Below are 6,159 nucleotides of genomic sequence, written 5' to 3' on the forward strand. Positions count from 1 at the left end.
GGCTTTGCCGAGGTAGTGGGCGTGGTTGTGGCGGCTGGTTAGGGTGTTGGGGTGGTCGGGGCCCAGGACGCGGGTTCGGTCGACGATTAGGTCGGCGAGGAGGTGGGCGGCTTCGGCGTGCTGGCCGGCCTCGCCGACGTGGTGGGCGTGGTTGTTGCGGGTGCTGAGGGTGTTGGGGTGGTCGGGGCCTTGGGTGCGGGTTCGGTCGTCGATCAGGTCGGCGAGGAGGTGGGCGGCTTCGGCGTGCTGGCCGGCCTCGCCGACGTGGTGGGCGTGGTTGTTGCGGGCGTTGAGGGTGTTGGGGTGGTCGGGGCCCAGGACGCGGGCCAGGTCGTCGATCAGGTCGGCGAGGAGGTGGGCGGCTTCGGCGTGCTGGCCGGCCTCGCCGACGTGGTGGGCGTGGTTGTTGCGGGCGTTGAGGGTGTTGGGGTGGTCGGGGCCCAGGACGCGGGTTCGGTCGACGATCAGGTCGGCGAGGAGGCGGGCGGCTTCGGCGTGCTGGCCTGCTTCCGAGAGGTTGAAGCTACGGCGTCGGCGGGAGGCGATGCCATCGGCCTTCTTGGCAGGGCTGGTGCCTGTCGCCTTGGTGGACACCGGGGCGCTCGCGGTGCGATGGGGTGCAGCGGTGCCGGTCTCTGGGTTGTCCAGGTTGTCCGGGACAACGCCGGACGACCCCGTGGCGGTATGCCGGCCGGTGTCGGCGTGCGAGTTCATCCCGGTGTCGTGGAGTTCGTCGGTGATGCGTTGCAGGGTGTGGTCGTCGGCGTCGTTGACGGCGCTGGCGTGGGCCAGGGCGTGGTCGATGTCGTCGGCGATCGGGTCGGTCACAGGTCCGCCGGTGGTGTCGGTCAGGTGAGGCTCGCGGTCGGTGCCGTATGCGCCGGCTGCTGGGTCGGCTTGTGCGGTGCGCAGGCGGTCGAGTTCGTCGGTGAGTTCGTCGACCTGTCGCTGGACGCGGGCTGCGAGGTCTTCGGCTTGGCGCTGTTTGTCGCGGGCGCGGGCGAGTTCGTCCCGGGCTCGTTGTTCCTGGTCGAGGGCGCGGGCGAGGCGGCGGCGGGTGTCGTCGAGGACCTGCGGGTCGGCGGCGCGTTGCTGGAGGGTGTCCTGTTTGGCGGTGAGTTCGCGGACCCGCTCGGTGAGGGTGTTGATCATGCCGAGCAGGACCATCACGAGCTGGGTGGAGTTCTGGGCGGCCTGCTGGAGGTCGGCGCGCTGCTCGAGGGCGCGGGTGAGGCGGTCGTAGGTCTCCACCTGCTGGCGGCGCGCCTGTTCGAGCTCGGCCGCGAGGCCGGAGGCGCGGCCCTCCTCGGGAGCATGCTGCGTGGGCTTTGGGTTGAGGGCGGCGTGCAGGAGGCGTTCGGCCTCGGCCAGGCGCACCGCGCACTGGCGGGGCTCGGGCACGGTCGCTTTGACCAGCGCGGCCACGAACCGCTGCTCGGGAACCCGGCCGGCGAGGTACAGCCCGACCTGGGTCTTGGAGTAGCTGATCCGCTGGGCGACGGCAGTCATGGTCAGCCCGCTCGCATCGACCCGCTCCCGCAGGAACACCGCGAGCGCCTCGGCCTCGCGGCTCTCGGTGTGCAGCGGCCCCCAGGGCCGCCCTCCCCTGCCCCGCCCCGTCATGCCCTCTCCTGTCCTTCGGCCGCCGTCGTCGTCCCGGTCCGTCCTGGGACAACCCCCTGTAGTCCGGAACCTACCTGCGGTGATGCCCTCTTGGCTTCGGGACTACCGGAACGTGACCCACGCTTCTTCCAAGCCCCGGCGGCGACTGCCGACTGCGGGCGTCGGACAGGGCCCGCTCACTGCGGCCCCGAAGCCTCTTGGAGGAAGAGCATGCCCACCCCGCCCCCTGGCTCCGGCCCTCTGGTGAGCGCGCATGCCGCGCTCGTCCTCGTTGGCGCCGTGGTCGTCGGCATCGTCGTCGGCGTGCTGACGTTCTTCGGCGGTGGCCCGGCCGCGGCCGCGGTGCTGGCCGGGCTGACGGCCTTCGGCGCGGCCACCGTCGCCCTGCACAAGCTCATCGCCTGATACCTGCAAGCCGCCGCGGGGCCGGTGGGACGGATGCCGTCCCACCGGCCCCGGCGCGTTCCCCGGACGGATGGTCAGGAGCCGTGTCCGGCCCGTACGGCGCCGCCCGCGCTCCGGCGCCTGAGGTCCCGGATCTGTGTGCTCCGAGCCCGGGCAGAACGCCGCAGAGGCCTAACAACACAGGAACAAGGTCGACTGCTTCCGTCCGGGAGCAGGCCCTGTCCGGTGAAGGAGCCCTCCGTGCTGACGCCCACCCGCCCTACCCGCCCCGCCCGCCGACCCTTCCGCCCCGCCCGTGCCTGGGGGTAGCTGCGCCGTAACGCCTCCGCCGTCAGCGCGCTGGCCACCGTGGCGGGCGTGCTCCTGCCTGTCGTCGGGCACTTCCTGCGCTGATCTGCAGTCCGGCAGCACACCAAAGCTGAAGCAGGCACCTGCTCCAGCAATCTCTACAAAACCATGTGCATGCGTGTGAATGCGTGAGATGCTCCATGCATGCGCCGCACTGGCGTGTGTATGCGAGTGTGCCGTGTGTACGGCGCCCGACCGAAGAAGAGGAGACGGCAGTGAGGCTGCTGCAGGGCACCCCGGAAGAGATCGCCGCGTTCCTGAAGCTGATGGGGGAGGAGACGGAGCCCTTCGAGGAGGCGGTCGCCGGGGCGGCGGCCGACGCGGCTGCGGAGCCCACCACCTGGGCCGGGATCGAGGCGCTGGTCCGCGGCCGGGCGCGCACCGAGGAGATCGCCGAGCGGGTGCTGGCCTACCTGAAGGGCGTGCTCGAGATCGGCGGCGTCGAGATCGAGGCGGGCACCTCGGAGCGGACCCGCGACGGCCTGTCCAACTACGTGATGGTCCGCGACGCCGGCAAGCGCCGCTACGGCGCCGTCGCGTACGTCAACGCAATCAACGCTGGACTCACCCTCCGGCTCACCCCGCACGACGTCGCCGACACCGACGACCCCCGCATCGAGCTGCGCGACGTCAAGGACGGCCACAAGTACGCCGTCAACTGCCCCCTGCGGGACGAGGAGACCATCGACCTGGCCCTCCAGCTCACCCGCCGGGCGCTGGCGAAGGTGCGCTGACCGCGCCCCAGCATGCACAACGCGGGGCGGCCGTCTCGTCGCCAAACTCGCCGGCCGCCCCGCCGACCACCGACTCGAATCGAACCGGAGGTACCACCATGATCTCGCACACCGCCGAGGCGCAGGAGCGCCGCTGGCACCGCACCGTCGTCATCCGCGGCGATTCCTACCCCACCCGCTCCTACGCGCCCACCGTCTACGGCTCCGCGCCCGAGCACTACGGCCTGCCGCTGGAGCAAGTCGACCTGCTCTCCGCCGTGCACGAGGCCGCGCACGCCGTCGCCGTACTTGCCGGACGCGGCCGCCTGAACTGGGTCCAGCTCCCCGCGCCCGCCGCCGGCACCGGCGCCGACAGCCCCGGCGGCGTGACCGACTGGCGCTCCCCGATGCCCACCATCGAGGCCTTCGCGGCGGTGCTCGGGGCGGGCGAGCGGGCCACGGACCGCTGGCTGCGCGAGGCAGGGCTGTGGAGCCCCGAGCGGGCCGTGGCGGTGGAGATCGGCGCCTGGGGCGACCGCGAACTGCTTCTCGACGCGGGCAACCGCGGCACCGTCGGCTTCGGCGAGGGCACCGCCACCGACTACTTCGTCGTCCACGACCTGGCCGACGCGCTCCTCGACGAGCACTGGCCCGCCGTTACTGCCCTCGCCGAGCACCTCGTCGAGCGCCGCTACCTGACCGGCGACCAGGTGGCCGACTTCACCGGCCTGCCAGGTTGCTGACCGCCCGTCGGTGGCGGCCGCTTACCGGCGGAACCCTCGCATGTTCCGACCCGGCGGCCGGTCAAGATCCCGTGCGCGGCCCGCAGCGCGGCTGGTCGGCGGTCCCCTGGCGGTCGGTGCGCAAAGCAGATAGGGCGGACCAGGCTTTAGACCTGGTCCGCCCACGCGGGCCGGTGCGGCAACACCTGTGAGGCCCGTATATCCGGTGCACTAGCTGGAGCTCCGACCCCGGATGTCTTCAGATTCCTGCTGGCAGGGTGCAGGGCGCAACTCAAGATGGGGCGGCCGCGCCGAAACCCGCTTCACGTAGCGAGGCGCACCCTATGAAGAATCTTCGAATCGAAGGCACCTCCCAGATCAGCGCTTGCTGAACTGGGGTTCTATCTACACCTGTGTCCGACGGTGCTGTCTAAGTTCTTGGGGCGGCGATGCCGGAACCTGCAATCAGGCGTGGCCCATTCGAGTGTCCCTTGAGAGAGTTGTTACTGCACGCGGTGTCCGTCGGCAAACGGCCCGCTAGCTGGAGCTCAACCCGGCTGCCGCTTCCAGCGGCAGCCGGTTTCAGAGCACCCGCCCGGGCAACCGCCCGGACGGGATCTGCGACCCCGAAGGGGACCGGCATGAAGCCGAGCATCAAGAAGGCGATGGCCGCCGCGGCGGCCCGCCTCGTCAGCGAGTCCACCAACTCGATCACCACCCCGGCGCACACCGCCAGCTACACTGCCGCCGCGCTGGCCGTTCCGGCGCTGCCGGGTCCGGACGGCGGCACCGGCCGCGGCCACCGCCCGCTGACCGGGACCGAGGCGGTGGTGGTCATCATCATCATCCTGACCGCAGCTGGCCTGGCCCTCGCGGGCCTGCCGATCTTCGGTGTTCTCGAGCTGCTCGGCGGTTCCGGCATCGTCGCGGTGGGTGTGCTCACCCGGCGGGCGCCCCGGCTGCCCGCCCTCCAGAGCGCGTGAGGGGCCGCAGCATGGGCCGTCCCCGCAACCCGGTCGACCACTCCAAGCCCGCACGCGGCGAGCTGGCCGTCTTCCTGCGCGAGCTGCAGAACGACGCGGGTATCGACAACACCGCGCTCGCCGAGCTGACGGGCCTGCACCCCGACCGCGTCCGCCGCACGCTCAACGGCCAGACCCTGCCGACCAGCATCACCGTGGTCGAGAAGATCGTCACGGCATGCTGCGCCGACCGTTCGGCGGCGTTCACCGGACGGCTGCGGCGCCGCGGCACCACGCTGTGGCACCGGGCCCGCCTGGAGGCCCAGGGGCTGCGGCCGGTGTCCAAGCCGGAGCCGGAGCTGATCGGCACCTATGCCGCGCTGGTGGACGGGATGGAGCGGTTGCGCATGCACGCGGGCAACCCCTCTACCCGAACCCTGGAGGAAAAGGCCGGGCCCGGCCTGCTGCCCCACACCAGCCTGGACCGCGTCTTCGCCCGCGACCGGCTCCCCACCAAGCTCCAGGTCACCTCGCTGGCCAAGGCGGTGGGTCTGCCCGAGGAGGAGGTCGAGGCTTGGGGCGTGGCCTGGGCCCGGGCCGAGGCCGAGGTGCAGAGGGAAGCGGCGCGGCGCGAGGAGGAAGTACACCGGCGCGCCCGTCAGGCGCGGGGCTTCGATGCCGTCGGCGCCCTCCTCGCTGGCCAAGTGCGGGACGCCGATCCCGTCAGCGCCCTCCTCGCCTACCAGGCAGAGTCCGACGCCCGGAAGGCGGCCCTCTGGAGGCGGCTTACCCGCACGGGGCAACCGGCGTCTTCCGTCACCACCTGGGCGGGTCTGTTGGCCGGCTGACACGACCCGCCCACCTTGAGGGCCCCGCCGAAGTTCCAGCGGGGCCCTCGCGCGTTCGCGGCGACGGGCCGTCAGTTGCTGCGCCCGAGGCGCACCGCGGCCTCCAGGGCGCCGCTGAGGGCCTCCAGCTCTGGCGGGCAGTACCCGAGGACGGTGCCCGGCATCGCGGCCGCCAGCGCGCATACCGCCACCGCCGCCACCTGCTCGGTGCCGGTCAGCTCCGGCAGCGTCTCGGTGCCCCCCGGGCCGTACGCGGGGCAGATCACCGCGTCCGCCAGCAGCCGGGAGCGGTGCAGGCTGTCCAGCGCCGCTCCGTCCCCGCCCGGCACCACCGCCGCGCCGCTGGCCACCTCCACCGCCTCCGCGGCGTCCAGCAGCGCCTGGGTGTGGGCCAGCTCGCCCTGGCCTCCGGCTAGGAGCTGTCCGGGCGATCATTGGTGTGGGCAGTCGGCGGAGGTTGTCTGCGCGGTCTCATAGCCTGCGCCCATGACCACCGAGGAGTACCTCTCGACGATTGCTGCGTTGGCCGTGCAGCCGT

Annotated in this window: 6 protein-coding genes and 1 pseudogene; 5 read left to right on the forward strand and 2 right to left on the reverse strand. The window is 72.2% G+C overall.

Features of this window, described 5'->3' with window-relative positions; translation table 11 throughout:
* Window positions 1–57 precede the first annotated feature (57 nt).
* Window positions 58–1,623 (reverse strand): annotated as a pseudogene (locus QSK52_RS39525) (tetratricopeptide repeat protein); the annotation flags it as partial.
* A gap of 243 nt (window positions 1,624–1,866) precedes the next feature.
* Between QSK52_RS39525 and QSK52_RS30135 the strand changes: the two are divergent.
* The 5 genes from QSK52_RS30135 to QSK52_RS30155 all read left to right on the forward strand — a co-directional run bounded on the left by QSK52_RS30135 (window position 1,867) and on the right by QSK52_RS30155 (window position 5,621).
* Window positions 1,867–2,028, forward strand: coding sequence for a hypothetical protein (locus QSK52_RS30135; protein ID WP_285739371.1), 162 nt, complete (start codon window positions 1,867–1,869; stop codon window positions 2,026–2,028).
* 563 nt (window positions 2,029–2,591) lie between these two features.
* Window positions 2,592–3,110, forward strand: coding sequence for a hypothetical protein (locus QSK52_RS30140; RefSeq protein ID WP_285739372.1), 519 nt, complete (start codon window positions 2,592–2,594; stop codon window positions 3,108–3,110).
* A 98-nt stretch (window positions 3,111–3,208) separates the two neighbouring features.
* Window positions 3,209–3,832: a hypothetical protein gene (locus QSK52_RS30145; protein ID WP_285739373.1), complete on the forward strand. Its 624-nt coding sequence runs from the start codon at window positions 3,209–3,211 to the stop codon at window positions 3,830–3,832.
* A gap of 620 nt (window positions 3,833–4,452) precedes the next feature.
* On the forward strand, window positions 4,453–4,794 hold the full coding sequence (locus QSK52_RS30150; protein ID WP_285739374.1) for a hypothetical protein: 342 nt from the start codon (window positions 4,453–4,455) through the stop codon (window positions 4,792–4,794).
* 11 nt (window positions 4,795–4,805) lie between these two features.
* The gene (locus QSK52_RS30155; RefSeq protein WP_285739375.1) at window positions 4,806–5,621 is read left to right on the forward strand and encodes a helix-turn-helix domain-containing protein; all 816 of its coding nucleotides are present in this window, start codon (window positions 4,806–4,808) and stop codon (window positions 5,619–5,621) included.
* Window positions 5,622–5,692: 71 nt separating this feature from the next.
* On the opposite strand, the gene QSK52_RS30160 is transcribed toward QSK52_RS30155, so the two are convergent.
* Complete coding sequence (locus tag QSK52_RS30160; protein ID WP_285739376.1) at window positions 5,693–5,977, reverse strand: hypothetical protein; 285 nt, start codon at window positions 5,975–5,977, stop codon at window positions 5,693–5,695.
* Window positions 5,978–6,159 lie beyond the last annotated feature (182 nt).

It is taken from the genome of Kitasatospora phosalacinea (genome assembly GCF_030268885.1).
GTDB lineage: Bacteria > Actinomycetota > Actinomycetes > Streptomycetales > Streptomycetaceae > Kitasatospora > Kitasatospora phosalacinea_C.